This is a genomic window from Streptomyces sp. NPDC087428 (assembly GCF_044744085.1).
Classification (GTDB): domain Bacteria; phylum Actinomycetota; class Actinomycetes; order Streptomycetales; family Streptomycetaceae; genus Streptomyces.
In genome coordinates this window covers 141,675-164,126 of record NZ_JBIUXR010000020.1, presented here as the reverse complement: position 1 = coordinate 164,126, position 22,452 = coordinate 141,675, and the positions used below count along the sequence as shown (strand labels likewise).

The following is a 22,452-nucleotide window of genomic DNA, read 5'->3' as shown; positions in this document are numbered from 1 at the left end:
AGTCCCCGCAGGAAATGGCGTACGACCCGGGTCCCCCACGTACCCGGGTGAACACGCCATTTCTGAGGAGACGCCCCGGAGGGGCACCACCCCCCACCCACCGGGTAGAGCGCCCCTGCGGGGCACCCGCACAATCAAGCCCGTCCGGCGATTGAGGACAAAGACCCGCACCCGCCAAGCGCGTCACCGCACGCGCGACACCCGCCGCTCGTCCCACACCGGCTCCGCCGTCTCCCGGACGACCCCGTCCGAGCCGAAGACCAGATACCGGTCGAAGGACTTCGCGAACCACCGGTCGTGCGTGACGGCCATCACCGTCCCGTCGTAGACCTCAAGACCGTCCTGGAGGGCCTCCGCCGACTCCAGGTCCAGGTTGTCCGTCGGCTCGTCCAGCAGCAGCGCCGTCGTGCCGGACAGCTCCAGGAGCAGGATCTGGAACCGGGCCTGCTGTCCGCCGGACAGCTTCTCGAAGGGCTGGTCGCCCTGCCGCTCCAGCTCGTACCGCCGCAGCACGGACATCGCACCGCCCCGGTCCTTCGCCTGCTCCGTCCACAGGATCTCGACGAGCGTCTTGCCGAGCAGCTCCGGGTGGGCGTGGGTCTGCGCGAAGTGGCCGGCCACCACCCTCGCCCCGAGCTTCCACTCCCCCGTGTGCGCCACCGGCTCGCCGGCCAGCAGCCGCAGGAAGTGCGACTTGCCCGACCCGTTCGAACCGAGGACGGCGACCCGCTCCCCGTAGAAGATTTCCAGGTCGAACGGCTTCATCAGGCCGGTCAGCTCCAGGTTCTTGCAGGTCACCGCCCGCATCCCGGTCCGGCCGCCGCGCAGCCGCATCCTGATGTCCTGCTCGCGCGGCGGCTCCGGCGGCGGGCCCGCGTCCTCGAACTTCTTGAACCGGGTCTGCATCGCGTGGTACCGGTTCGCCATGTCGGGGCTGTTCGCCGCCTGCTGCCGCATCCGCAGGACGAGCGCCTTCAGCCGGGCGTGCTCCTCCTCCCAGCGCCGCAGCAGCTCCTCGAAGCGCGCGAACCGCTCCTTGCGCGCCTGGTGGTAGGTGGCGAATCCGCCACCGTGCACCCATACGTCGCTGCCGGCGGCGCTGGGCTCCACGCTGACGATCTTCTCGGCGGCCCTGGACAGCAGCTCCCGGTCGTGGGACACGAAGAGGACCGTCTTACGGGTCTCCTTCAGCTTCTCCTCCAGCCACCGCTTTCCGGGGACGTCCAGATAGTTGTCCGGCTCGTCGAGCAGCAGGACCTCGTCGGGCCCGCGCAGCAGCGCCTCCAGCACCAGCCGCTTCTGCTCACCGCCGGAGAGCGTGCGCACCTCGCGCCACTGCGCCTTCTCGTACGGGACGCCGAGCGCCGCCGTCGTGCACATGTCCCAGACCGTCTCCGCCTCGTACCCGCGCGCCTCCGCCCAGTCGCTCAGCGCCTGCGCGTACGCCATCTGCGCGGCCTCGTCGTCGACGGTGAGGATCTTCTCCTCGGCCAGGTCGACGGCCCGCGCGGCGTCCCGGATACGGGGCTGGGCGACGGACACCAGCAGGTCACGCACCGTGCGCTCGTCGCGCACCGAGCCGACGAACTGCTGCATCACCCCGAGCCCGCCGCTCACCGAGACGGAGCCGCCGTGCGGCTGGAGCTCCCCGGCGAGCAGCCGCAGCAGTGTGGTCTTCCCGGCGCCGTTCGCGCCGACGAGGGCGACCACCGCCCCGTCCGCCACACGGAACGAAGCATCGCCGAGCAGCACCCGCCCGTCCGGTAGGTAGTACTCCAGATGGCCTGCTTCAAGATGTCCCATGTACAGCATTGTCACGGCCCGCGAAGCTCTGGCCCAACCGGTTTGTGTTCCGTCCAGTGCCGTGACCGGGAGGGCACTACGATTCGCCGCATGAGCTTTGGGCAAGGGGGGCCCTCCTGGGGGCCGGGCGACAACGGGACTCCGGACTGGGTGGCGCTGGCCGAGCAGTCCGCGGCGCGGACCAGACGCAAGAGGTGGCTGATGATCGGCGGGGGCGCGGTGGCCACCGCCGCGGTCGCCGCGATCGTGGCCACCGCGGTCATCTCGACCAACAAGGACGACTCCGCCGCGTCCGGCGGGAAGGACGCGAGCCAGCTGCCGTCGGCCACCGACCTGCCGAGCGAGACGGCGCAGCCCGAGCCGTCCTTCTCCTCGGTGGAGCCGCCGCCCCCGCCGGACCCGAAGGACTACATATCCGACGTGAAGAAGGACCGGGCGCCCGTCGACGCCGACGCCTTCTTCCCCGGCAAGCAGCTGAAGATGGGCGACCGCGTCTACGCCAAGGGCGCCACGAACCGCACCACGAACTGCGCCGCGACCACCCAGGGCGCGCTGGGCTCGATCCTCGCCGCCAACGGCTGCGACCAGGTCATCCGTGCCACGTACAGCCGCAGCGGCGTGGCCGTGACCATCGGGCTGGCGGTCTTCGACACCGAGGCCCAGGCCAAGAAGGCCGCCCAGCAGGCCTCCGGCGGCATGGCGTCGCTCAGCGGCTCGGGTGTGCCGACCTTCTGCCGCGGCGGCACCGTCTGCCGTCGTACGGCCAACTCCTACGGCCGGTACGCCTACTTCACGGTCGGCGGGTTCACCAGCGGCAAGAGCGTCACCAAGGCCGACGAGAACGTGTTCGCCGTCGGCAACGACCTGACGAACTTCACGTTCCGGCAGATCCGCCACCGCGGCGAGGTCCAGGCATCGGCGGCGGCCACCGCCTCCACCACCTGACCCCGGCCCGTCGCCCCGTTCAGCCACTCCGTCCAGCCACCTCATCCGGATACGGAGGATCTGCCGCTGTGCGCCTCGCCTACCCGCTCGCGTTCCTGCGCATCGTGCGCCACCGCGACGCGATCGGCGCCGACCTCGCGCCCGACGAGGCCGTGACCCTCGACGCGCCGGACGCCCCGCTGCGCGCCGCCCTCGCCGCGGCGGTGACCGGTGACCACGCACCGGCCCGGGAGCTCCTCGCCACCACCCGGACGCACGCCCAGTGGGAACGCAGGGACGCGTACGTGAACCGGCTGGCCCGGACCGCGCTGCACCACGACGGCTGGCTGGAGAGCTGGATCCAGGAGGCGCCCGCGGACCCGGACGCGATCCTCGTGGTGGCCGACTTCCAGCTCCAGCAGGCCTGGCGGATACGGACGGACGCCGGCGCCGAGGACGTGGAACGCGACCGGTTCCAGGCCTTCTTCGCGCTCCTGGAGGACGCGGTTCCGGTGATCGGCGCCGCGGCCGAGCTGAACCCCGCCGACCCGGTCCCGTGGCGCATCGCCCTCGCGCACGCCCGCGGCATCCAGGCCCCGCGCGAGGTCTTCGACGCGTATCTGGCCGAGGCGCGGGCCCGCGACCCCCACCATTCCGGCTGCCACCAGCAGGCCCTCCAGTACCTGTGCGCCAAGTGGTACGGCTCGCACGAGGAGATGTTCCGGTACGCGGAGCGGGTGGCGGCATCGGCCCCGCCCGGCTCGAAGCTGCACGCACTGCCGCTCCGGGCCGCACTGGAGTACCGGCTGTCCGTACAGGACGAGCCGCACGTACAGGACGAGCAGCACAAGCCGCACGAGCCGCACACCCACGAGCCACACGAGCCACACGAGCCGCACACCCACAACCCGCACGACCACGACCCCTACGGCCCCGAGACCGAGGCGGCCCTCACCCGGGCCCTGGGCCTCTCCGACAGCTACCCGGCGGGCGAACCCGAGGCAGCCGGATTCCGCAACGAACTGGCCCTGCTGCTGATCATGGCGGACCGGCCGGCCGAGGCCCTCGACGCGTTCCGGGCCATCGGGGTGCACGCCACGGAGTTCCCCTGGGCCCGGCTCGGCGACCCCCGCGTCGAGTTCCTCGAAGCCCGCTCGGACGTCCGGCTCGACCTCGCCGCGCAGATCCCGTTCTTCGGCCGCCCGCCCGAGCCGCCCGCCACCGGTACGGACGCCCCGGACTGGGCGGAGCTGGCCCCGCGCGCGGTCGCCATCGTGCCCGCGCCCCCGGCCGAGGTCGCCCAGGCCGCCCTGCTCTGCGGCTTCTCCCTGCGCACGGCCCCGGCCGGCGAGGGCTCCAGCTATGTCGAGGTGGTCCCGGAGGCCGTCCGCAGCCGGCGTACGGGGCTGCTCCCCGAGGAGCCCCTGACCGCGGCGGCCGAGACCTTCACGACCGGGGAGAGCTGGCCGGCCCTGGTCCTGCACCGCGCCCCGGGACGCAGCAGCGTCACCGCGCTCCACCAGGGCCGGTCGCACGCCACGCACACCTGGCACACCGAGTCCCCGACCCCCGACCACGCCGAGGTCCGGGCCACCGCGCAGAGCCTCGCGGACCTCTACCGGCGGGACGACCCGCGCCCCCTGGCCCACATACTGCGCTCCACCGGCGACCCGGCCGGGCACCAGGAGGCCCTGGTGACGGCCCTGGGCCTGCCGCCCGTGCCGCCGGGCTTCGGCGGGGAGACCCAGGTCCTCGGTGAGCTCCCCGGAGCCAGGGTGCTGGCCCGGCGCGGCATCCTGGCGGGGATGCGCGACACGATGTCCACCGGCAACGGCGGCCACCCGCCGGAGCCCCGTCCCCCGCGCACCCCGCTCTGGCTGCTGGTCCGGACGCTGGTGCTGCTGATCCTCACCCAGGCGGCCGCCTTCGCCTGGTGGAGCCCGCAGATCGGCCGGCTCCGCGCCTGCGTACTGAGCGGTGCGGCGCTGTACGCGGCGGCGTCGCTCACGGGCGCGCTGCGCAGGCGCCGCCGTCCCCCGGCCTGACCGTACGGGCCCGCCCGGTCAGCAGCAGCCGGCCCCCGGCAGGGTCCGCACGTTACGGGCCTCGACCGCCCGCGCGGCCAGCAACTCATCGGCCGGGTAGGCGACTTCCTCCAGCGTCAGCCCGTGCGGCCGCACCACGTGCACCCCGGGGTCCCGCACCCCGGCCGCCAGCACCTCGGCCGGCCAGGCCGCCGGGCGCCGCCCGTCCCCCACGAACAGGGCCGCGCCGATCAGCGCCCGCACCATGTTGTGGCAGAACGCGTCGGCCCGCACGGTCGCCGTCAGGATCCCGGACGCCTCGTCCCGTACCCAACTCAGCCTCTGCAGAGTGCGGATGGTCGTCGCACCCTCGCGCTTCTTGCAGTACGCGGCGAAGTCGTGCTCCCCGGTCATCCGCGCCGCCGCCTCGTTCATCGCGTCGACGTCCAACGGCCGGTCGTGCCACAGGACATGACCCCGAATCAGCGGGTCCACCCCGCCCGGCCGGTCCGCCACCCGGTAGGCGTACCGGCGCCACAGCGCCGAGAAGCGGGCGTTGAACCCGGCGGGCGCCTCCGCGATCCGCCACACCCGTACATCGGGCGCCATCCGCCCGGCCATCCGCCGCAGCAGCTTGTCCGCGTGCTCGGCCCACACCTCGGCCGGCAGGTCCACGTGCGCGACCTGGCCACGGGCGTGCACCCCGGCATCGGTGCGCCCGGCCACGGTCAGGTCGTACGTCCGCGAGGAGCGGGTCACCGTGCGCAGGGCGTCCTCGATCTCTCCCTGGACGGTCCGCCGGCTGGTCTGCTTCGCCCAGCCCGAGAAGTCCTTGCCGTCGTAGGCCAGGTCCAGCCGCACCCGTACGAACCCGGGCTCCACTACGTCACTCACCAGCGATCCTCTCAAGATCCGTACACAGCAGAACGGGCCCGCACCGCCCCGAAGGGTGATGCGGGCCCGTCCAGTGGTCTCAGAACGCTCAGGCGTCCTTCGACTCCTCGTCGGCCTCGGCCGGCTTGGCGTCCTCGACGGACTCGACCGGGGTCTCGTCCTTCTTGAGGGCGTCTTCCTTGACCGCACGCTTTGTGGCGGCCTCGGCCTCACCGGTGGCAGCCTGCGCCACGGTCAGGGCCTCGACCAGCTCGATGACGGCCATCGGGGCGTTGTCGCCACGACGGTTGCCGATCTTGGTGATACGGGTGTAACCACCGGGGCGGTTCTCGTACCGCGGGGCGATCTCGGTGAAGAGCGTGTGCACGATGCCCTTGTCCGTGATCGACTGCAGCACCAGGCGACGGTTGTGGATGTCGCCCTTCTTCGCCTTGGTGATGAAACGCTCCGCGACCGGACGCAGGCGGCGGGCCTTGGCCTCGGTCGTGGTGATGCGGCCGTGCTCGAACAGCGCCTTCGCGAGGTTGTTGAGAAGGTGCTTCTCGTGCGCAGCGCTGCCGCCCAGACGGGCGCCCTTGGCGGGCTGAGGCATGGTATTTCTCCTTGTGTGCTGCACCGGCCGTATCAGGTACCGGTGTCAGTTCCCGAGCGGCGGTCGCCACACGGAAGTATTCATCCGCCACACGCACTCGACATCACACCCGCATGTCGAGCCCGTCCGGCGCTTGAGGACACCCCCCCCCTCGCGCCCGGGCCCGAAATTCAAGCCCGTCCGGCGATTGAGGACAGAGCCCTCGCCCGGTCCGGGGCACCCAGCAAACCCGGGCACCCCAGCCGGAGGCGTACTAGTACTGCTCGGTCTCCACGAAACCCGCATCCGCGTCGTCGTCCGCGCCGAACGCGTCCGCAGCGGCGGTGGGGTCGAAGCCGGGAGGCGAGTCCTTCAGCGCCAGGCCCATACCGGCCAGCTTCGCCTTGACCTCGTCGATCGACTTCGCACCGAAGTTGCGGATGTCGAGCAGGTCGGCCTCGGAACGCGCCACGAGCTCACCCACGGAGTGGATGCCCTCGCGCTTGAGGCAGTTGTACGAGCGGACCGTGAGCTCCAGCTCCTCGATCGGCAGCGCCAGATCGGCGGCGAGCGCGGCGTCCGTCGGCGACGGGCCCATGTCGATGCCCTCGGCATCGATGTTGAGCTCGCGCGCCAGACCGAACAGCTCGACCAGGGTCTTACCGGCCGACGCCATGGCGTCACGGGGACGCATGGCCTGCTTGGTCTCGACGTCGACGATCAGCTTGTCGAAGTCGGTGCGCTGCTCGACACGGGTCGCCTCGACCTTGTACGTGACCTTGAGCACCGGCGAGTAGATGGAGTCGACCGGAATCCGGCCGATCTCCTGGCCCACCTGCTTGTTCTGGACGGCGGAGACGTAGCCGCGACCGCGCTCGACGGTCAGCTCCATCTCCAGCTTGCCCTTGCCGTTCAGCGTGGCCATGACGAGGTCCGGGTTGTGGACCTCGACACCGGCCGGCGGGGCGATGTCAGCAGCGGTGACCAGGCCGGGACCCTGCTTGCGCAGGTACATCACGACCGGCTCGTCGTGCTCGGAGGAGACGACCAGCTGCTTGATGTTGAGGATGAGGTCGGTGACGTCCTCCTTGACACCCGGCACGGTGGTGAACTCGTGCAGGACGCCGTCGATCCGGATGCTGGTGACAGCGGCACCGGGGATCGAGGAGAGGAGCGTACGGCGAAGAGAGTTACCGAGCGTGTAGCCGAAACCCGGCTCCAGGGGCTCGATGACGAACCGCGAACGGAACTCGTCAACGACCTCTTCGGTCAGCGACGGACGCTGAGCGATAAGCATGGTGTGAATCCTTCAGTCGTGGACGCCCACTATTTGACGTCCTACAGATGAAACAAAGATACGGGCGGCACACCCCCGTAGGGGGCATACCGCCCGTACCCACGCTACTGACGCACGGCCGTCACCGGCCGTCGCGGATCAGACGCGGCGACGCTTCGGCGGACGGCAGCCGTTGTGCGGCGTCGGGGTGACGTCCTGGATCGAACCGACCTCGAGGCCCGTGGCCTGGAGGGAGCGGATCGCGGTCTCGCGGCCGGAGCCCGGACCCTTCACGAAGACGTCGACCTTGCGCATGCCGTGCTCCTGCGCGCGGCGGGCGGCCGACTCGGCGGCCATCTGCGCGGCGAAGGGGGTGGACTTGCGCGAGCCCTTGAAGCCGACGTGGCCGGCGGAGGCCCAGGAGATCACGTTGCCCGAGGGGTCCGTGATCGAGACGATGGTGTTGTTGAACGTGCTCTTGATGTGCGCGTGGCCGTGAGCGACGTTCTTCTTTTCCTTGCGACGCACCTTCTTGGCTGCGCCCTGACGACCCTTGGGGGGCATGTCTTTACTCCAGATGGAGAGGGGAGGTGATCGGTCCTACAGCGAAGACCGCTGGATGCTGCGGATGCCCGGGAACCCGGACGTTCGCAGTGCGTCCGCTGAGGACTACTTCTTGCCCGGCTTCTTCTTACCGGCGATCGCGCGACGCGGGCCCTTGCGGGTACGCGCGTTCGTGCTGGTGCGCTGACCGTGCACCGGCAGACCACGGCGGTGACGAATGCCCTGGTAGCAGCCGATCTCGATCTTGCGGCGGATGTCGCCCTGGATCTCGCGGCGGAGGTCACCCTCGGTGCGGAGGTTGGCGTCCACGTACTCGCGGATCTTGACCAGGTCTTCCTCGGCCAGGTCACGAACGCGGGTGTTCGGGTTCACGCCGGTGGTGGCGAGGATCTCCTTGGACCGGGTGCGCCCGATACCGAAGACGTAGGTGAGGGCAACCTCCACGCGCTTTTCGCGCGGGATGTCAACACCTGAAACGCGTGCCATTCAATGGCTCCAGTTGTCATTTCGGGGGTCTTCCGCAGTGCCGCTCCCGATCGCCGACCGCTCACGGGGAGAGGTGGTACGCCCGGGTCTCCGGCCCCCGCCGGAGGTGTCGTCAGCCGTGGCTTGGACGGGCACTGCGTATGTACGTTTACGTGCGTCGCGCGAAGTACTGCGAGATGCGAGGGGGTCGTGCGTCAGCCCTGGCGCTGCTTGTGGCGCAGGTTGTCGCAGATGACCATGACCCGACCGTGACGGCGGATCACCTTGCACTTGTCGCAGATCTTCTTGACGCTCGGCTTGACCTTCATGGGATGTCAGGTTCTCCGGGTCAGTGCCAGCACCCCGCCGAAGCGGAATGTGGGCAAGATCTACTTGTAGCGGTAGACGATCCGGCCACGCGTCAGGTCGTACGGGGAGAGCTCCACGACGACCCGGTCATCGGGAAGGATTCGGATGTAGTGCATCCGCATCTTCCCGCTGATGTGCGCGAGGACCTTGTGACCGTTCTGGAGCTCCACCCTGAACATGGCGTTCGGGAGAGACTCGATCACGGTGCCCTCAATTTCGATGGCACCTTGCTTCTTGGCCACGCTTCGCCTTTCGAATCGGCTACCTTGATCGGCTCTGCACAATCGTGTGCATACATACGGGCACACGGATGCACGAGAGCCGACGAGTCAGTCTACGTCAGCGGACTCCAAAAGACGAATCCGTCAAGTTTGCCCACCTCGGGAGATCCTTAGACCTCCGGGTCACCGCCAATCACCCCGGCGAGCACGGTGCGGATCATTCAGCCCAGCGGGTCCGGCGCGGCCTCCACGCCGTACTGCGCCAGCTTCTCGCGGCCGCAGTCCGGTGCGGTGAGCACCAGCGGGCCCTGCTCCGTGAGCGCGATGGAGTGCTCCCAGTGGGAGGACCAGCTGCCGTCGGTCGTGAGGACGGTCCACTCGTCGGCCAGCACCTCGGTGCGTGCGGTGCCGAGGGAGACCATCGGCTCGATGGCCAGGCAGACACCGGGCACCAGCTTGATGCCCTTGCCGCGCTTGCGGGCGACGTAGTTCAGCACGTGCGGGTCCATGTGCATCTCGGTGCCGATGCCGTGGCCGCCGTAGTCCTCGACGATCCCGTACTTGCCGCTCGACGGGCGGGGCTGGCGGCGGATGTAGGACTCGATCGCCTTCGAGATGTCGACCAGGCGGTTGTTCACCTTCATCGCGGCGATGCCGGCCCACATCGACTCCTCCGTCACCCGGGACAGCTCGACGAGCTCCGGAGCGTGACCGGTGCCGACGAAGGCCGTGTACGCGGCGTCGCCGTGCCAGCCGTCGACGATCGCGCCGGCGTCGATGGAGATGATGTCGCCGTCCTTGAGGACGGTCTTGTCGTCCGGGATGCCGTGGACGACGACCTCGTTGACCGAGGTGCAGATCGTCGCGGGGAATCCGCCGTACCCGAGGAAGTTCGACTTCGCACCGTGGTCGGCGATCACCTTGCGCGCGACCTGGTCCAGGTCCAGCGTGGTGGCGCCGGGCACCGCGGCCTCTCGCGTGGCCGCGTGAATGGCAGCGACCACCAGCCCCGCCTCACGCATCTTCGCGATCTGCTCGGGGGTCTTGATCTGCACCATTGCGCGGCGCCTCTCTCCATGGACGGTGACGGGTGCGGCGTACTCCACGATACGGCCGCAAACAGTCGGCCGCGGCGCCCATGGACGCCGCGGCCGACTGCACTGGTACTACGGGTTCGCTCTCAGCCCTCGTCGGACTTCTGAAGCGCCTCCATGGCCCGCTCGGTCACATCGGTGACCTTGCCGAGCGCGGAGATGGTGACCACCAGGTCCTGTGCCCTGTAGTAGTCGATGATCGGCTCGGTCTGCGTGTGGTAGACCTCGAGCCGGGTACGGACCGTTTCTTCGCTGTCGTCGTCGCGCTGGTACAGCTCGCCACCGCAGGTGTCGCAGACACCCTCGGTCTTCGGCGGGTTGTACGTCACGTGGAACACGTGCGCGCTCTCGTTGCGGCAGACGCGGCGGCCCGCGATCCGCTTCACGACCTCGTCCTCGGGGACTTCGAGGTCGAGAACCGCGTCCAGCTTTACGCCCTCGTCCTTGAGCATCACATCGAGGGCCTCGGCCTGTCCCACGTTGCGCGGGAAGCCGTCGAGCAGGAAGCCGTTGACCGCGTCCGGCTGGGACATGCGGTCCTTGGCCATCCCGATCGTGACCTCGTCCGGCACCAGCTGCCCCGCGTCCATGAAGGCGCGGGCCTGCTTGCCAAGGTCGGTGCCCTGGCTGATGTTGGCGCGGAAGAGGTCGCCCGTGGAGATGTGCGGAATCGACAGGTTCTTGGCAAGGTACGCAGCCTGCGTTCCCTTGCCGGCACCCGGCGGGCCGACGAGGACGATTCGCATCAGCGGAGGAACCCTTCGTAATTGCGCTGCTGGAGCTGACTCTCGATCTGCTTCACGGTTTCCAGACCCACACCCACGATGATCAGGATGCTTGTCCCGCCGAACGGGAAGTTCTGGTTGGCGCCACCGAAGCCTGCCAACGCCATCGTTGGCACAAGAGCGATCAGACCCAGGTACAGCGAGCCCGGCCAAGTGATCCTGTTGAGCACGTAGCTCAGGTACTCGGCAGTAGGTCGACCAGCCCGGATACCCGGGATGAAGCCACCATACTTCTTCATGTTGTCGGCGACTTCCTCGGGGTTGAACGAAATCGCCACATAGAAGAAGGCGAAGAAGACGATCAACAGGAAGTACGCGGTGATGTAGTACGGGTGGTCGCCCTTGACGAAGTGGTCCTTGATCCAGGTCGCCCAAGCAGCTTGGGAGTTGGAGAACTGGACGATCAGGGCCGGGATGTAGAGCAGCGAAGAAGCGAAGATGACGGGAATCACACCCGCCTGATTGACCTTCAGCGGGATGTAGGTGGACGTACCACCGTAAGACCTGCGGCCGATCATGCGCTTCGCGTACTGCACCGGGATACGGCGCTGGGCCTGCTCGACGAAGACCACGAGGGCCACCATCACGAAGCCGATCAGGATGACGGTGCCGAACTCGATCCAGCCGTCCGCGAGCTTGCCGCTCGTCTTGATGGCCCACAGGGCGCCGGGGAAGCTGGCCGCGATCGAGATGAACATCAGGATCGACATGCCGTTGCCGATGCCGCGGTCGGTGATGAGCTCACCGAGCCACATGACGGCGGCGGTGCCGGCGGTCATCGTGGTGACCATGACGATCGTCGTGAAGATCGAGTGGTTCGGGACGATCTGATCGGCGACGGGGCAGCCGCTGAACAGTGCGCCACTGGTGGCCGTGGCCACCAGGCCGGTGCCCTGGAGGATGGCGAGCGCGACCGTCAGATAACGCGTGTACTGCGTGATCTTTGCCTGGCCGGACTGCCCCTCCTTCTTGAGCGCCTCTAGTCGGGGAATCACCACGGTCAGCAGCTGAAGAATGATGCTGGCCGTGATGTACGGCATGATGCCGAGCGCGAAGATCGTGATCTGCAGCAGTGCACCACCGCTGAACATGTTCACCAGGCCGAAGAGGCTGTTGTTGCCCTTGCTTGCCTGATCAACACAGGTCTGGACGTTCTCGTAACTCACCCCCGGGACCGGGATGTGCGCCCCGAGCCGGTAGAGCACGATGATGCCGAGCGTGAAGAACAGCTTCTTGCGCAGGTCGGGCGTCTTGAACGCCCGGGCGAACGCGGTGAGCACGGTGCCTCCTGCGACCCCCGCGCAATGCGTAGAGGTGACGGTCTTGAGGATTGACGAATACGTAACAGCCAAAGGTCCCCGGGCGACTTGCGTCCAGGGCTTACCACAGCAACGGACGCCACCTTACCGGCGTACATGCCCCCCTAGGAACGACCAACCGGGGATGCCCCATATGAGAGGCATCCCCGGTCGGATGTTCAGGCCACCTATGTGTCCGAGTTGTCTCAGACCAGCTCGGTGACAGTGCCGCCGGCAGCGGCGATCTTCTCCTTGGCGGAGCCGGAGACGGCGTCAACCGAAACCTGCAGCGCCACGGAGATCTCGCCCTGTCCGAGGACCTTGACGAGGTGGTTGTTGCGCACCGCACCCTTGGCGACCAGATCGGCCACCGTGACCTCTCCACCCTCGGGGTAGAGCGTCGCGAGCTTGTCCAGGTTCACGACCTGGTACTCGGTGCGGAACGGGTTCTTGAAGCCCTTGAGCTTCGGGAGACGCATGTGGAGGGGCATCTGCCCGCCCTCGAAGCGCTCCGGAACCTGGTAGCGGGCCTTGGTGCCCTTGGTGCCACGTCCGGCGGTCTTACCCTTGGACGCCTCGCCTCGACCCACACGGGTCTTGGCGGTCTTGGCGCCCGGGGCAGGCCGGAGGTCGTGGGCCTTCAGCGGCTGGTTCTCCGCCATGTCAGTCGACCTCCTCAACCGTCACGAGGTGGCGGACGGTGTTAGCCATTCCGCGGAACTCGGGGCGGTCCTCCTTGACAACCACGTCGTGCAGGCGCTTGAGCCCGAGCGAACGCAGGGTGTCGCGGTGGTTCTGCTTGCTGCCGATGTACGACTTGGTCTGTGTGATCTTCAGGCGAGCCATCACATACCTGCCGCTCGGGCACGGAGCAGAGCGGCGGGGGCCACGTCCTCGAGGGGCAGACCACGGCGAGCCGCGATCTCCTCGGGACGCTGGAGACCCTGAAGGGCCGCCACCGTCGCGTGCACGATGTTGATCGGGTTCGAAGAACCGAGCGACTTCGACAGGATGTCGTGAACGCCGGCGCACTCCAGAACGGCGCGCACCGGGCCACCCGCGATCACACCGGTACCGGGGGAAGCAGGCTTGAGCAGGACAACGCCCGCAGCCTTCTCGCCCTGGATCGGGTGAGGGATGGTGCCCTGGATACGCGGAACCTTGAAGAAGCTCTTCTTGGCCTCTTCAACGCCCTTGGCGATGGCCGCGGGAACTTCCTTGGCCTTGCCGTATCCGACACCGACGCTGCCGTCACCATCGCCCACCACGACCAGCGCGGTGAAGCTGAAGCGACGACCACCCTTCACGACCTTGGCGACGCGGTTGATCGCGACGACACGCTCGACGTACGCGGTCTTCTCGGCGGCGCTGGCGCCACCGTCACGGCCCTTCCGGTCCCGCCGCTCGCCGCCACCGGCACCGCTTCCGCGGCGCTGGGGTCCAGCCATTGGAATTACCTCTCTCTGTTACGTCCGCTGTGCGTAGGAACCGGGGCTTAGAACTTCAGCCCGGCTTCACGGGCGGCGTCAGCCAGAGCGGCAATCCGCCCGGCGTACTGGTTGCCACCGCGGTCAAACACGACGGCCTCGACGCCTGCGGCCTTGGCGCGCTCGGCGACCAGGGCCCCGACCTGCTTGGCGAGGGCACTCTTGTCACCCTCGACGCCGCGGATGGAGGCGTCAAGCGTCGACGCCGACGCGAGCGTGTGGCCCGCGATGTCGTCGATGACCTGAGCGACCATGTGGCGGTTCGAACGCGTCACAACCAAGCGCGGACGCTCGGGCGAACCGGAGATGTGCTTCCGGACGCGGATGTGGCGGCGCTTGAGGGCGGCACGCTTGTAGGCGTCGCCCTTGGCGATCTTTACACCGTATGCCATGGCTTACTTACCCGCCTTTCCGACCTTGCGGCGGATAACCTCGCCGGCGTACTTGACGCCCTTGGCCTTGTACGGGTCAGGCTTCCGCAGCTTGCGGATCTTCGCCGAAACCTCGCCGACCTTCTGCTTGTCGATGCCCTCGACACTGAACTTCGTGGGCGACTCGACCTTGAAGGTGATGCCTTCGGGGGCCTCGATGAGGATCGGGTGGCTGTAGCCCAGGGCGAACTCCAGGTTGGAGCCCTTCGCCTGGACGCGGTAACCGACACCGCTGATCTCGAGCGCCTTGATGTATCCCTGGGTCACACCGGTGATCATGTTCGCCACCAGCGTGCGGGACAGGCCGTGAAGGGCCTTGTTCTGACGCTCGTCGTTCGGGCGGACGACGTTCAGAACGCCGTCCTCACCCTTGGTGACCTCGATCGGCGCGGCGACGGTGTGCGAGAGGGTGCCCTTGGGCCCCTTCACCGCGACCGTGCGGCCATCGATGGTGACGTCCACACCGGCGGGAACCTGGATGGGGAGCTTGCCGATTCGCGACATGAGCTTTTCCTCCGTTCCCGACTACCAGACGTAGGCGAGGACTTCCCCACCTACGCCCTTCTTGCTGGCCTGCTGGCCGGTCAGGAGACCGTGGGACGTGGAGATGATCGCCACGCCCAGGCCGCCGAGAACCTTCGGCAGATTGGTGGACTTTGCGTATACACGCAGACCCGGCTTCGAAATACGCTTGATGCCGGCGATCGAACGCTCGCGGTTCGGACCGAACTTCAGGTCGAGAACGAGGCTCTTGCCGACCTCGGCGTCCTCGACCTTCCAGCCGGTGATGAAGCCCTCCTGCTGGAGGATCTCCGCGATGTGCGACTTGATCTTGCTGTGCGGCATCTTGACGTCGTCGTGATACGCCGAGTTCGCGTTACGCAGACGCGTGAGCATGTCTGCGATGGGATCAGTCATGGTCATGAGTTGGCCTTCGGCCTCTCTCGCCGGGGTTTCCTGTATGCGCCATCCCTCTCCCCACTCAGTGGCGGGACGGGTGCGGTGCGGGGACCTACGGCGTAGTAAGTCGGTCTAGGGCGGCAGGCGCCCAACCACACAAGCCTACGGCATGTGGGGGCGGGCTCCTGCCGACCAGATACTTACCGAGAGCTTCCGGATAATCCCAACGCCCAAAGGGCGAAGGAGGATTACCAGGAGCTCTTGGTCACGCCCGGCAGCTCGCCACGGTGAGCCATCTCACGAAGGCACACGCGGCACAGGCCGAACTTGCGGTAGACGGAGTGGGGCCGGCCGCAGCGCTGGCAGCGGGTGTACCCGCGGACAGCGAACTTCGGCTTGCGAGCGGCCTTAGCGATCAGGGACTTCTTCGCCACGGTCAGTTCTCCTTGAACGGGAAGCCGAGGTGACGAAGGAGGGCACGACCCTCGTCGTCATTGGTCGCCGTGGTGACCACGGTGATGTCCATGCCCCGGACCCGGTCGATCTTGTCCTGGTCGATCTCGTGGAACATGACCTGCTCCGTGAGACCGAAGGTGTAGTTGCCACGGCCGTCGAACTGCTTCGGCGACAGGCCACGGAAGTCACGGATACGCGGAAGCGCGAGCGACAGCGTACGGTCCAGGAACTCCCACATGCGGTCACCGCGGAGGGTGACGTGGCAGCCGATCGGCTGCCCCTCGCGCAGCTTGAACTGCGCGATCGACTTGCGGGCCTTGGTGACGGCCGGCTTCTGGCCGGTGATCGTGGTGAGGTCGCGCACGGCGCCATCGATCAGCTTGGAGTCGCGGGCGGCGTCGCCCACACCCATGTTGACCACGATCTTGACCAGACCGGGGATCTGCATGACGTTCTCGTAGGAGAACTCCTCACGCAGCTTGCCGGCGATTTCCTCGCGGTAGCGCGTCTTGAGACGCGGCGCTGTGGTGGTAGTCATCAGATGTCCTCACCGGTGCGCTTGGCAACGCGGATCTTGTTGCCCTCGTCGTCAAAGCGGTAGCCGACGCGAGTAACGACCTTGTTGCCGTCCTTCTCAACAACCAGCTGCACGTTGCTGACGTGGACGGGGGCCTCGGTCGTCACAATGCCACCGGTCTGCGAACCGCGAGCGGTCTGACCGGCCTTCGTGTGCTTCTTGACCCGGTTGACACCCTCGACGAGGACGCGGTCCTGAGCAGGGTAGGCAACGATGACCTTGCCCTGCTTGCCCTTGTCCTTACCGGTGATGACCTGAACCAGGTCGCCCTTCTTGATCTTCATGCTTACAGCACCTCCGGCGCGAGCGAGATGATCTTCATGAACTTCTTCTCGCGCAGCTCACGGCCCACCGGGCCGAAGATACGGGTGCCGCGGGGGTCGCCGTCGTTCTTCAGAATGACGGCGGCGTTCTCGTCGAAGCGGATGTACGAGCCATCCTGACGACGACGCTCCTTGACGGTGCGAACGATGACGGCCTTGACGACGTCACCCTTCTTCACGTTGCCACCGGGGATCGCGTCCTTGACGGTGGCGACGATGACGTCACCGATGCCCGCGTAGCGGCGACCCGAGCCACCGAGAACACGGATGGTGAGAATTTCCTTCGCACCCGTGTTGTCGGCGACGCGCAGTCGCGACTCCTGCTGGATCACGTCTATCTCCTGATCGTCTGCCGGTTCCCGGCGGGGGCCGCTCCGTTACCGGAGCGAGCCCCCACCGAGCCTGGCGGAACCTGCCTGAGGGGAATGCCCCTCAGGAATTACTTGGCCTTCTCGAGGATCTCGACGACGCGCCAACGCTTCGTGGCGGACAGCGGCCGGGTCTCCATGAGGATGACACGGTCGCCGACGCCGGCGGCGTTCTGCTCGTCGTGAGCCTTGAGCTTGTTCGTACGGCGGATGACCTTGCCGTACAGCGCGTGCTTGACGCGGTCCTCGACAGCGACGACGACGGTCTTGTCCATCTTGTCGCTGACGACCAGACCCTCACGGGTCTTACGGAAACCGCGGTCAGTGTTCGTCTCAGTCACAGTCTTCTCGCTCATCAGACGCTCTCCACCGTCTCGATGCCGAGCTCGCGCTCACGCATCAGGGTGTAGATCCGGGCGATGTCCTTACGGACGGACTTGAGCCGGCCGTGGTTCTCGAGCTGACCAGTCGCCGCCTGGAAGCGGAGATTGAACAGCTCTTCCTTGGCCTCGCGGAGCTTGTTGAGGAGCTCCTCGTTGCCCAGCTCGCGCAGCTCGGACGTCTTGGTACCGGCCGACATCACGACTCACCTGCCTCGCGCCGAACAATCCGGCACTTCATCGGAAGCTTGTGAGCAGCGCGGGTGAGCGCCTCACGAGCAATCTTCTCGTTCGGGTAGGACAGCTCGAACATCACCCGACCGGGCTTGACGTTCGCGATCCACCACTCGGGAGAACCCTTACCGGAACCCATGCGGGTCTCGGCAGGCTTCTTCGTCAGGGGGCGGTCCGGGTAGATGTTGATCCAGACCTTGCCGCCACGCTTGATGTGACGGGTCATCGCGATACGAGCGGACTCGATCTGACGGTTCGTCACGTACGCCGGGGTCAGCGCCTGGATGCCGTACTCGCCGAACGCAACCTGCGTGCCACCCTTGGACATACCGCTGCGCTTCGGGTGGTGCTGCTTGCGGTGCTTGACCCTACGGGGGATCAGCATTTCGGTCAGGCCTCCGTTCCGGTGCTCTCAGCCGCCGGAGCAGCGGCGGACGCCTCGGCCTTGGGGGCCTCGGCGGCCGGAGCCGACTGCTGCGGCTTGCGGCCGCGACCGCCACGCTCGCCGCCACCGCGGCCACCGCGGCCGGCCGGACGGTCAGCGCCGCCACGGGCCGGGCGGTTGCCCGCACGGGCAGCAGCGTTCTCGGCGCGGACCTCGGCGATGTTCTTGACGTCGCCCTTGTAGATCCAGACCTTCACACCGATACGGCCGAAGGTCGTCTTGGCCTCGAAGAAGCCGTAGTCGACGTTCGCACGGAGGGTGTGCAGGGGCACGCGGCCCTCGCGGTAGAACTCCGAGCGGGACATCTCGGCGCCGCCGAGGCGACCGCCGCACTGGATCTTGATGCCCTTGGCGCCGGCCTTCATCGTGCTCTGCATGCTCTTGCGCATCGCACGACGGAAGGAGACGCGGGAGGAGAGCTGCTCGGCGACGGCCTGGGCCACCAGCTGAGCGTCCACCTCGGGGTTCTTGACCTCGAGGATGTTCAGCTGGACCTGCTTGCCGGTCAGCTTCTCCAGCTCGCCACGGATGCGATCGGCCTCGGCGCCGCGGCGGCCGATGACGATGCCCGGACGGGCGGTGTGGATGTCAACGCGGACGCGGTCGCGGGTGCGCTCGATCTCGACCTTCGAGATGCCGGCCCGCTCCATGCCCTTCGTCATCATGCGACGAATGGCAACGTCTTCCTTGACGTAGTCCTTGTACAGCTTGTCGGCGTACCAACGGGACTTGAAGTCCGTGGTAATGCCGAGTCGGAACCCATGAGGGTTAACCTTCTGGCCCATTACCGGGTTCCTTCCTTGCTGCTGACGACCACGGTGATGTGGCTGGTCCGCTTACGGATCCGGTAGGCACGGCCCTGAGCACGCGGACGGAACCGCTTCAGGGTCGGACCCTCGTCCACAAACGCCTCGCTGATGACCAGCGAAGAGGCGTCGGGGTGGTCGTAGTTGTGTGCAGCGTTGGCGATGGCGCTGTCAAGCACCTTGCCAACCGGCACGCTCGCGGCCTGCGGGGCGAAACGCAGGACCGCCTGAGCCTCCGTGGCATCCATGCCACGGATGAGGTCCACCACTCGGCGGGCCTTCATGGGCGTGACGCGGATGTACCGCGCCTGGGCCCTGGCTTCCATGGTTGTCCCTTCGGTGTGAGTCATAGTCGTTTCCACCCCGCGCTAGCGGCGCTTCGACTTCCGGTCGTCCTTGACGTGGCCGCGGAAGGTGCGAGTCGGCGAGAACTCGCCGAGCTTGTGGCCGACCATCGACTCGGTGACGAACACCGGGACGTGGATCTTGCCGTTGTGCACCGCGATGGTGTGACCCAGCATGGCCGGGATGATCATCGAGCGACGGGACCAGGTCTTGATGACGTTCTTGGTGCCGGCTTCGTTCTGTACGTCCACCTTCTTGACGAGGTGGCCGTCGACGAAGGGCCCCTTCTTGAGACTGCGCGGCATCTAAACCCGCTCCTAGCGCTTCTTGTTCGTCTTGCGGCGGCGGACGATGTACTTGCTCGATGCCTTCTTCGGCGAGCGAGTACGACCCTCCTTCTGACCCCACGGCGAGACCGGGTGACGTCCACCGGAGGTCTTGCCTTCACCACCACCGTGCGGGTGGTCGACCGGGTTCATCGCAACACCGCGGACGGACGGGCGAACGCCCTTCCAGCGCATGCGACCGGCCTTGCCCCAGTTGATGTTCGACTGCTCGGCGTTGCCGACCTCACCGATCGTGGCGCGGCAGCGGGCGTCGACCAGGCGGATCTCACCCGACGGCATACGAAGGTGGGCCATGGTGCCCTCCTTCGCCAGCAGCTGCACGGAGGCACCCGCGGAACGGGCGAACTTCGCGCCGCCGCCGGGCCGCAGCTCGATGGCGTGGATGGTCGTACCGACCGGGATGTTGCGCAGCGCCAGGTTGTTACCGGGCTTGATGTCGGCGGCCGGGCCGTTCTCGACACGGTCGCCCTGCGTCAGGCCGCGCGGCGCGATGATGTAGCGCTTCTCGCCGTCGGCGTAGTGCAGGAGCGCGATGCGCGCGGTGCGGTTCGGGTCGTACTCGATGTGCGCGACCTTGGCCGGCACGCCGTCCTTGTCGTGACGACGGAAGTCGATCACACGGTAGGCGCGCTTGTGGCCACCACCCTGGTGGCGAACGGTCACACGACCGGTGTTGTTACGGCCGCCCTTGCTGTGCAGGGGGCGGACCAGCGACTTCTCCGGCGTGGACCGCGTGATCTCGACAAAGTCGGCGACGCTGGAGCCACGACGGCCCGGGGTCGTCGGCTTGTACTTGCGGATACCCATTTCTCAGTCCTCGTCCGATTCCGGACGACTCGACCTCCGTTAGGAGGTCGGGCCGCCGAAGATGTCGATTCGGTCGCCCTCAGCGAGGGTCACGATGGCGCGCTTGGTGTCAGCGCGCTTGCCGAAACCGGTCTTGGTGCGCTTGCGCTTACCCTGCCGGTTGATCGTGTTGACCCCGGTGACCTTGACCGAGAAGACCGCTTCCACGGCCTGCTTGATCTGGGTCTTGTTGGAGCCGGGCGCGACGATGAACGTGTACTTGTTCTCGTCGAGCAGCGCGTAGCTCTTCTCCGAGACAACCGGCTTGACGAGAACGTCACGCGGGTCGTCGTAGGTCTTGCTGGTAACGGTCGCCTCGCTCATCAGGCGTCGCTCCCTTCGGTCTCAGCGGTCTGGGGGCCAGACACGAAGGACTCGAAAGCGGCCTGGGTGAAGACCACGTCGTCAGAGACGATCACGTCGTACGTGTTCAGCTGGCCCGGGTCCAGGATGTGCACCTGGGGCAGGTTGCGTGCGGAGAGCCACGCGGCCTCGTCGCTGCGGTCGACGACCAGGAGCACGTTCTTGCGCTCCGAGATCTTGCCGAACAGCGTCTTCGCGGCCTTCGTGGAGACTCCACCCTCGACCACGCCGGTGACGACGTGGATGCGGGAGTGGCGCGCCCGGTCGGAGAGGGCACCGCGCAGGGCGGCGGCCTTCATCTTCTTCGGGGTGCGCTGCGAGTAGTCGCGCGGCTTGGGGCCGTGAACGACGCCACCGCCGACGAACTGCGGCGCGCGGGTCGAGCCCTGGCGCGCACGGCCGGTGCCCTTCTGGCGGTAAGGCTTGCGCCCACCACCGCGGACTTCACCGCGGCGCTTGGTCGAGTGCGTGCCCTGACGGGCAGCTGCCAGCTGTGCGACAACGACCTGGTGGATCAGCGGAACGCTGGTCTTCGCGTCGAAGATCTCCGCGGGGAGCTCGACGGTACCGGCCTTGTCGCCTGCCGGCGAAAGGATGTCAATGGTGCTCATTACCTCAAGCCCCCTTGGCCGCGGTACGGACCAGGACGAGGCCGCCGTTCGGACCGGGGACTGCGCCCTTGATGAGCAGCAGACCCTTCTCCGCGTCAACCGCGTGGATGGTCAGGTTCTGGGTGGTGACGCGCTCGTTGCCCATCCGGCCGGCCATGCGCATGCCCTTGAAGACACGCCCAGGGGTGGCGCAGCCACCGATCGAACCGGGGGAACGGTGCTTGCGCTGGACGCCGTGGCCGGCGCCGAGGCCCTTGAAGTTGTGACGCTTCATGACACCGGCGAAGCCCTTGCCCTTGCTCTTGCCCGTGACGTCAACCTTGACGCCGGACTCGAACACCTCGGCAGTGACCTCCTGGCCCAGCGTGTACTCGCTGGCGTCAGGGGTGCGGAGCTCCACCAGGTGGCGGCGCGGGGTCACGTCGGCCTTGGCGAAGTGGCCCTTGAGGGGCTTGTTCACCTTGCGCGGGTCGATCTCGCCGAAGGCGATCTGGACCGACTCGTAGCCGTCGCTGTCGTTCGTACGAACCTGCGTCACGACGCACGGCCCGGCCTTGACGACGGTCACCGGGACGACCCGGTTGTTCTCGTCCCAGACCTGGGTCATGCCGAGCTTCTCGCCCAGGACGCCCTTGATGTTCTTGCTCATCTCGGCCCGTCCCCTCAGAGCTTGATCTCGATGTCGACGCCCGCCGGCAGGTCGAGACGCATCAGCGAGTCAACCGTCTTCGGCGTGGGGTCGAGAATGTCGATGAGGCGCTTGTGCGTGCGCATCTCGAAGTGCTCGCGAGAGTCCTTGTACTTGTGCGGCGACTTGATGACGCAGTACACGTTCTTCTCAGTGGGCAGCGGCACCGGGCCTGCGACCGACGCACCAGTGCGGGTCACCGTCTCGACGATCTTCTTCGCCGAGGAGTCGATGACCTCGTGGTCGTAGGCCTTGAGCCGGATGCGGATCTTCTGTCCCGCCATGGCTACTAGTAGTCCTGTCTCTCGTAACGCTCTGGAACCCGGGGTTCTCATTACTCCGCCGCCGACCCACGCGGTCGGGCGTGTCGCATCCCCTCTACGAAAATCTCCCGAAGGAGATCCCAACCAAGGGGGTGCGGGCCTGAGACCGCGGATGCCGGGGGAGGAACCCCACCGGGCGCCTGGCCGGTGCCACACATACGCTTCCCGAAAGATTCCCGTACGTCCGGCCCATGGGGCCGACGAGTACTGTGGGACTCGCTTCCGGTCCTCCCG

General features: G+C 67.4%; 34 protein-coding genes. 2 read left to right on the top strand and 32 right to left on the bottom strand.

The features are described from left to right. Positions 1 to 183 precede the first annotated feature (183 nt). A complete protein-coding gene (locus ACIO3R_RS34835) occupies positions 184 to 1,803 on the bottom strand; it encodes an ABC-F family ATP-binding cassette domain-containing protein (RefSeq protein ID WP_385040543.1) in 1,620 nt (539 codons plus the stop codon). Between the two features lie 90 nt (positions 1,804 to 1,893). On the opposite strand from ACIO3R_RS34835, the gene ACIO3R_RS34830 reads away from it, so the two are divergent. Together ACIO3R_RS34830 and ACIO3R_RS34825 are read left to right on the top strand one after the other, a co-directional pair. Next, positions 1,894 to 2,748 carry a hypothetical protein gene (locus ACIO3R_RS34830; RefSeq protein WP_385040541.1) on the top strand — a complete coding sequence of 285 codons (855 nt, stop codon included), beginning with the start codon at positions 1,894 to 1,896 and terminating at the stop codon, positions 2,746 to 2,748. Positions 2,749 to 2,816: 68 nt separating this feature from the next. Further along, positions 2,817 to 4,772 carry a hypothetical protein gene (locus tag ACIO3R_RS34825; protein ID WP_402110989.1) on the top strand — a complete coding sequence of 652 codons (1,956 nt, stop codon included), beginning with the start codon at positions 2,817 to 2,819 and terminating at the stop codon, positions 4,770 to 4,772. A gap of 18 nt (positions 4,773 to 4,790) precedes the next feature. Here the strand turns inward: ACIO3R_RS34825 and truA are convergent, their stop codons facing one another. The 31 genes from truA to rpsJ all read right to left on the bottom strand — a co-directional run bounded on the left by truA (position 4,791) and on the right by rpsJ (position 22,179). Beyond that, a complete protein-coding gene (gene truA, locus ACIO3R_RS34820; protein ID WP_402110988.1) occupies positions 4,791 to 5,645 on the bottom strand; it encodes a tRNA pseudouridine(38-40) synthase TruA in 855 nt (284 codons plus the stop codon). Positions 5,646 to 5,733: 88 nt separating this feature from the next. Then, on the bottom strand, positions 5,734 to 6,237 hold the full coding sequence (rplQ, locus tag ACIO3R_RS34815) for a 50S ribosomal protein L17 (protein WP_362966950.1): 504 nt from the start codon (positions 6,235 to 6,237) through the stop codon (positions 5,734 to 5,736). Between the two features lie 253 nt (positions 6,238 to 6,490). Then, the gene (locus ACIO3R_RS34810; protein WP_024491600.1) at positions 6,491 to 7,513 is read right to left on the bottom strand and encodes a DNA-directed RNA polymerase subunit alpha; all 1,023 of its coding nucleotides are present in this window, start codon (positions 7,511 to 7,513) and stop codon (positions 6,491 to 6,493) included. 138 nt (positions 7,514 to 7,651) lie between these two features. Then, positions 7,652 to 8,056, bottom strand: a complete 405-nt coding sequence (gene rpsK, locus ACIO3R_RS34805) for a 30S ribosomal protein S11 (protein ID WP_003956432.1) — start codon at positions 8,054 to 8,056, stop codon at positions 7,652 to 7,654. 105 nt (positions 8,057 to 8,161) lie between these two features. Next, entirely contained in the window at positions 8,162 to 8,542 is a 381-nt protein-coding gene (gene rpsM, locus ACIO3R_RS34800) for a 30S ribosomal protein S13 (RefSeq protein WP_014047799.1), read from the bottom strand. A 194-nt stretch (positions 8,543 to 8,736) separates the two neighbouring features. Further along, positions 8,737 to 8,850 carry a 50S ribosomal protein L36 gene (rpmJ, locus tag ACIO3R_RS34795; RefSeq protein ID WP_003956441.1) on the bottom strand — a complete coding sequence of 38 codons (114 nt, stop codon included), beginning with the start codon at positions 8,848 to 8,850 and terminating at the stop codon, positions 8,737 to 8,739. Positions 8,851 to 8,910: 60 nt separating this feature from the next. Next, entirely contained in the window at positions 8,911 to 9,132 is a 222-nt protein-coding gene (gene infA, locus ACIO3R_RS34790; RefSeq protein WP_014047798.1) for a translation initiation factor IF-1, read from the bottom strand. Between the two features lie 200 nt (positions 9,133 to 9,332). Next, a complete protein-coding gene (gene map / locus ACIO3R_RS34785) occupies positions 9,333 to 10,169 on the bottom strand; it encodes a type I methionyl aminopeptidase (RefSeq protein WP_363022027.1) in 837 nt (278 codons plus the stop codon). A gap of 122 nt (positions 10,170 to 10,291) precedes the next feature. Next, the gene (locus ACIO3R_RS34780; RefSeq protein ID WP_385035154.1) at positions 10,292 to 10,951 is read right to left on the bottom strand and encodes an adenylate kinase; all 660 of its coding nucleotides are present in this window, start codon (positions 10,949 to 10,951) and stop codon (positions 10,292 to 10,294) included. Further along, positions 10,951 to 12,270: a preprotein translocase subunit SecY gene (secY, locus tag ACIO3R_RS34775; RefSeq protein WP_363031407.1), complete on the bottom strand. Its 1,320-nt coding sequence runs from the start codon at positions 12,268 to 12,270 to the stop codon at positions 10,951 to 10,953. Before secY ends, ACIO3R_RS34780 begins: the two co-directional genes overlap by 1 nt. A gap of 224 nt (positions 12,271 to 12,494) precedes the next feature. Continuing rightward, the gene (rplO, locus tag ACIO3R_RS34770) at positions 12,495 to 12,950 is read right to left on the bottom strand and encodes a 50S ribosomal protein L15 (protein WP_123461069.1); all 456 of its coding nucleotides are present in this window, start codon (positions 12,948 to 12,950) and stop codon (positions 12,495 to 12,497) included. Position 12,951: 1 nt separating this feature from the next. Continuing rightward, on the bottom strand, positions 12,952 to 13,134 hold the full coding sequence (gene rpmD, locus ACIO3R_RS34765; protein WP_024491595.1) for a 50S ribosomal protein L30: 183 nt from the start codon (positions 13,132 to 13,134) through the stop codon (positions 12,952 to 12,954). Next, positions 13,134 to 13,736, bottom strand: coding sequence for a 30S ribosomal protein S5 (gene rpsE, locus ACIO3R_RS34760; RefSeq protein WP_123461068.1), 603 nt, complete (start codon positions 13,734 to 13,736; stop codon positions 13,134 to 13,136). The genes rpmD and rpsE overlap by 1 nt, the downstream gene beginning before the upstream one ends. 47 nt (positions 13,737 to 13,783) lie before the next feature. Further along, a complete protein-coding gene (rplR, locus tag ACIO3R_RS34755; RefSeq protein WP_024491593.1) occupies positions 13,784 to 14,167 on the bottom strand; it encodes a 50S ribosomal protein L18 in 384 nt (127 codons plus the stop codon). 3 nt (positions 14,168 to 14,170) lie between these two features. Beyond that, positions 14,171 to 14,710: a 50S ribosomal protein L6 gene (gene rplF / locus ACIO3R_RS34750; protein ID WP_207318317.1), complete on the bottom strand. Its 540-nt coding sequence runs from the start codon at positions 14,708 to 14,710 to the stop codon at positions 14,171 to 14,173. A 21-nt stretch (positions 14,711 to 14,731) separates the two neighbouring features. Then, complete coding sequence (gene rpsH, locus ACIO3R_RS34745; protein ID WP_024491591.1) at positions 14,732 to 15,130, bottom strand: 30S ribosomal protein S8; 399 nt, start codon at positions 15,128 to 15,130, stop codon at positions 14,732 to 14,734. Positions 15,131 to 15,354: 224 nt separating this feature from the next. Then, entirely contained in the window at positions 15,355 to 15,540 is a 186-nt protein-coding gene (locus ACIO3R_RS34740; protein WP_362966939.1) for a type Z 30S ribosomal protein S14, read from the bottom strand. Between the two features lie 2 nt (positions 15,541 to 15,542). Further along, positions 15,543 to 16,100 carry a 50S ribosomal protein L5 gene (gene rplE, locus ACIO3R_RS34735; protein WP_018550615.1) on the bottom strand — a complete coding sequence of 186 codons (558 nt, stop codon included), beginning with the start codon at positions 16,098 to 16,100 and terminating at the stop codon, positions 15,543 to 15,545. Further along, on the bottom strand, positions 16,100 to 16,423 hold the full coding sequence (gene rplX / locus ACIO3R_RS34730; RefSeq protein ID WP_018550616.1) for a 50S ribosomal protein L24: 324 nt from the start codon (positions 16,421 to 16,423) through the stop codon (positions 16,100 to 16,102). Before rplX ends, rplE begins: the two co-directional genes overlap by 1 nt. A 2-nt stretch (positions 16,424 to 16,425) precedes the next feature. Next, entirely contained in the window at positions 16,426 to 16,794 is a 369-nt protein-coding gene (rplN, locus tag ACIO3R_RS34725; RefSeq protein ID WP_003966950.1) for a 50S ribosomal protein L14, read from the bottom strand. Between the two features lie 107 nt (positions 16,795 to 16,901). Next, complete coding sequence (rpsQ, locus tag ACIO3R_RS34720; RefSeq protein WP_024494977.1) at positions 16,902 to 17,186, bottom strand: 30S ribosomal protein S17; 285 nt, start codon at positions 17,184 to 17,186, stop codon at positions 16,902 to 16,904. After that, positions 17,186 to 17,410, bottom strand: a complete 225-nt coding sequence (gene rpmC / locus ACIO3R_RS34715) for a 50S ribosomal protein L29 (RefSeq protein WP_024494976.1) — start codon at positions 17,408 to 17,410, stop codon at positions 17,186 to 17,188. The genes rpsQ and rpmC overlap by 1 nt, the downstream gene beginning before the upstream one ends. Further along, positions 17,410 to 17,829: a 50S ribosomal protein L16 gene (rplP, locus tag ACIO3R_RS34710; protein ID WP_003966953.1), complete on the bottom strand. Its 420-nt coding sequence runs from the start codon at positions 17,827 to 17,829 to the stop codon at positions 17,410 to 17,412. Before rplP ends, rpmC begins: the two co-directional genes overlap by 1 nt. A 5-nt stretch (positions 17,830 to 17,834) precedes the next feature. After that, a complete protein-coding gene (gene rpsC, locus ACIO3R_RS34705; protein WP_362966935.1) occupies positions 17,835 to 18,674 on the bottom strand; it encodes a 30S ribosomal protein S3 in 840 nt (279 codons plus the stop codon). Then, complete coding sequence (rplV, locus tag ACIO3R_RS34700) at positions 18,674 to 19,021, bottom strand: 50S ribosomal protein L22 (protein ID WP_073733141.1); 348 nt, start codon at positions 19,019 to 19,021, stop codon at positions 18,674 to 18,676. The genes rpsC and rplV overlap by 1 nt, the downstream gene beginning before the upstream one ends. A 42-nt stretch (positions 19,022 to 19,063) precedes the next feature. Next, a complete protein-coding gene (rpsS, locus tag ACIO3R_RS34695; protein WP_015610726.1) occupies positions 19,064 to 19,345 on the bottom strand; it encodes a 30S ribosomal protein S19 in 282 nt (93 codons plus the stop codon). 12 nt (positions 19,346 to 19,357) lie between these two features. Continuing rightward, on the bottom strand, positions 19,358 to 20,194 hold the full coding sequence (rplB, locus tag ACIO3R_RS34690; RefSeq protein ID WP_145765090.1) for a 50S ribosomal protein L2: 837 nt from the start codon (positions 20,192 to 20,194) through the stop codon (positions 19,358 to 19,360). A gap of 39 nt (positions 20,195 to 20,233) precedes the next feature. Next, positions 20,234 to 20,557, bottom strand: coding sequence for a 50S ribosomal protein L23 (gene rplW / locus ACIO3R_RS34685; protein WP_356322373.1), 324 nt, complete (start codon positions 20,555 to 20,557; stop codon positions 20,234 to 20,236). Then, a complete protein-coding gene (rplD, locus tag ACIO3R_RS34680; RefSeq protein ID WP_363031408.1) occupies positions 20,557 to 21,207 on the bottom strand; it encodes a 50S ribosomal protein L4 in 651 nt (216 codons plus the stop codon). The genes rplW and rplD overlap by 1 nt, the downstream gene beginning before the upstream one ends. Positions 21,208 to 21,211: 4 nt before the next feature. Continuing rightward, the gene (gene rplC, locus ACIO3R_RS34675) at positions 21,212 to 21,856 is read right to left on the bottom strand and encodes a 50S ribosomal protein L3 (protein WP_014154591.1); all 645 of its coding nucleotides are present in this window, start codon (positions 21,854 to 21,856) and stop codon (positions 21,212 to 21,214) included. A 14-nt stretch (positions 21,857 to 21,870) separates the two neighbouring features. Further along, complete coding sequence (gene rpsJ / locus ACIO3R_RS34670) at positions 21,871 to 22,179, bottom strand: 30S ribosomal protein S10 (protein WP_003948644.1); 309 nt, start codon at positions 22,177 to 22,179, stop codon at positions 21,871 to 21,873. Between the last annotated feature and the right edge of the window lie 273 nt (positions 22,180 to 22,452).